At 73.5% G+C, this 2,470-nt stretch carries 3 protein-coding genes and 1 pseudogene; 2 read left to right on the top strand and 2 right to left on the bottom strand.

All coding sequences use genetic code 11. The features are described from left to right. Positions 1-128 precede the first annotated feature (128 nt). A complete protein-coding gene (locus K6I34_RS35595) occupies positions 129-635 on the top strand; it encodes a methylated-DNA--[protein]-cysteine S-methyltransferase (RefSeq protein ID WP_229332169.1) in 507 nt (168 codons plus the stop codon). Positions 636-678: 43 nt separating this feature from the next. Here K6I34_RS35595 and K6I34_RS35590 read toward each other — a convergent pair whose 3' ends face one another. Both K6I34_RS35590 and K6I34_RS35585 read right to left on the bottom strand, forming a co-directional pair. Continuing rightward, positions 679-1,161, bottom strand: a complete 483-nt coding sequence (locus tag K6I34_RS35590) for a DUF456 domain-containing protein (RefSeq protein ID WP_229332168.1) — start codon at positions 1,159-1,161, stop codon at positions 679-681. Between the two features lie 100 nt (positions 1,162-1,261). Further along, positions 1,262-1,993 (bottom strand): helix-turn-helix transcriptional regulator, encoded by a 732-nt coding sequence (locus K6I34_RS35585; RefSeq protein ID WP_229332167.1) that lies wholly within the window; start codon positions 1,991-1,993, stop codon positions 1,262-1,264. A gap of 104 nt (positions 1,994-2,097) precedes the next feature. On the opposite strand from K6I34_RS35585, the pseudogene K6I34_RS35580 reads away from it, so the two are divergent. Further along, positions 2,098-2,470, top strand: a pseudogene (locus K6I34_RS35580) (hypothetical protein); the annotation flags it as partial.

Here is a 2,470-nt window from a genome sequence, read left to right as displayed (position 1 = left end):
ACCGGACCACCGGGCCGCACCACGACAACGGGGGTTCGGGGGGCGGAGCCCCCGGTGGGTGGGCCCCCGCCGAGTGCCGTGTCGGATTTCCGCCAGCCTCCGCGGCAGCGGTCCCGCACACTGGAGGCATGCTTCACGCACACATCGACAGCCCCCTGGGCACCCTCGTTCTCACCGGGCGGCCGTCCGCCACCGCCCCCGGTGGGGTCGCCGTCGCCTCGCTCTCCGTGCCAGGGCAGCGGAATGCCACCGCGCCGGGCGAGACGTCCCGCCGCGACGACGCGGCGTTCGCGGAAGTGAAGCGTCAGCTGGAGGCGTACTTCGCGGGGGAGGCCGAGGGGTTCGCCCTGGAGTTCGCCGTGGCGGGGACGGAGTTCCGGGAGCGCGTATGGGCGGCTCTCGACTCCGTTCCGTACGGCGCCACCACCACGTACGGCGAGATCGCCGCCCGCATCGGTGCGCCGCGTGCCGCGGTCCGGGCGGTGGGCGGGGCGATCGGCGCGAATCCGCTGCTGGTGCTGCGCCCGTGCCACCGGGTGATCGGCGCGGACGGTTCGCTCACCGGGTACGCGGGCGGGCTGGAGCGCAAGCGCTTCCTGCTCGGTCTCGAAAAGGCGCCCGCAGCCGCGCACTGACGTCAACCCGACTGGACGCTTTGTCAATCGGGTGCGCGACACCTCATCCCCGTACGACGGAACCGACCCACGCCCCCACCACCAGCAGGCACGCGAACAGTTCGACCAGGACGCTCGTCCCGAGCGCGCGCATCACGTTGCGGGTCGAGGCCCAGGCCTCGCCGTGTCCGCCGAGCCGCCGCCGTTCCACGCCGTAGAGCCCGGCGACGAAGCCGAGGGGGCCGCCGAGCAGCGGTACGAGGAAGAAGCCGGCGATCCCGGCCGACCCGGCCACCAGGAAGGCGCGGCGGGTGATGCCCGCGCCCCGCGGTCTGCGGGGCGGCAGCAGCCAGATGACGGCCTGGTTCAGCAGCAGCACGCCCGTGGCTCCGGCCAGCACCGCCCAGGCGAGCGCGGTGCGCGCGGTCATCGACCACCAGAGCACTCCGGCCCAGACGATCGGCGGCCCCGGCACACCGGGGGTGACCACGCCGAGCAGGCCGAGCAGCATCACGAGGCCGACCAGGAGCAGCTGCCACGTCCCCATGGACCAAGGTTGCCGGACGGCGCCGCGCACCGCTTCCGGACCATTGCGGCCACCGTGGCCGATTGTCATCGGCCGGTGCCGGAGTGTGAGACGGCGCAGGTCAGCGGCGTTCCGTCCAGCCGCGCTCGGCCGCGTGCCTGCCCAACTGGAGCCGGGTGGTGACCCCGGCGAGCTCCATCAGCCGCTTGACCCGGCGCTGCACCGTGCGCAGCCCCAGCCCGAGCTGTCTGGCGACGCTCGTGTCGGTCAGGCCGACGAACAGCAGGGACAGCACCTCCAGGTCGACCGCGTCGGGCCCCTCCACCAGGTCCTCGGCCGGATCCTCGGCCGTGCGGTCGTGCGGCGGCCGGGCCTCCTGCCAGGTGCTCTCGAAGAGTTCGGACAGCGAGGCGAGCAGCCCGGCCTGGCGCACCAGCAGGGCCGCCGGTTCGCCGGGCCCGCCCGCACGCGGGGACAGGGACAGCAGGGCCGCGGCGCGGTCGGCCAGGACGAACTCCGCGGGCACGTGTCCGACGACCCGCAGCCGGACGGCCCGCCCGCCGGGGCGCGGCAGCACCGGCGGGAGGTCGCGCGCCAGGGCGGCCACCGCGACGACCGCGCGCTCCGGTGCGCCGTTGACCGCGTCTCCCGGGGTGGTCCAGGATCCTTGCGCCATCAGCGTGCGTATCTCGCGGGTGGCGGCGAGCCGCAGTCGCGACAGACGTTCGGCAATGGCGTGCGAACCGGTCACCAGTTCCACGGCGCCGTTACCGGCGGGCTGTTCCGTCGGCAGCTCGCACGGCTCGCACGGCACTGTCTCCCGGACGGCGTTCGGACCCATGGCACTGAGCACGCGACATCCCTCCCCATTACCGCGTTTCGATTGCGGCCATCATCCCTGCGGGGGGTTCCTTCGCGCACTCTTCCCGTATGCGCAGAGGTGTGGACAATAAGGGCATGAGTCAGCAGGGGGAACAACGTTCCGACCAAGACCAAGAGGACGCTTGGTGGAGCGAGTTGTACGACAAGAACCAACCCGACACCGGCTCCGCCGTCGAAGGCGACAGCCTCGACGAGCGCTTCACCTCCGTCACCGCCGTCGTACGGTCGGACACCGGGTCCGACCCGGATCCGGAACAGGAACCGGAACCGGAACCGGACCGGACGGCATCGCGGTCGGCGAGGACGGTCAGGGACGGCGGCGAGAGCCCGCCCGACCGGCCGGCTCCCCCCGCGGGCGGGCTCCCCTCGCTGTCGCTGGGCTACGGCGCACCGCACACCCGGGGCCTGCCGAGGCCGCCCGAACTCCAGCAGCCTCCCGACCAGGGGC

This window comes from Streptomyces sp. UNOC14_S4, from assembly GCF_020740835.1.
In the GTDB taxonomy this organism is placed as follows: Bacteria; Actinomycetota; Actinomycetes; order Streptomycetales; family Streptomycetaceae; genus Streptomyces.
Note: the sequence above shows the minus strand (reverse complement) of the source record. Positions and strands in the feature narration are given on the sequence as shown.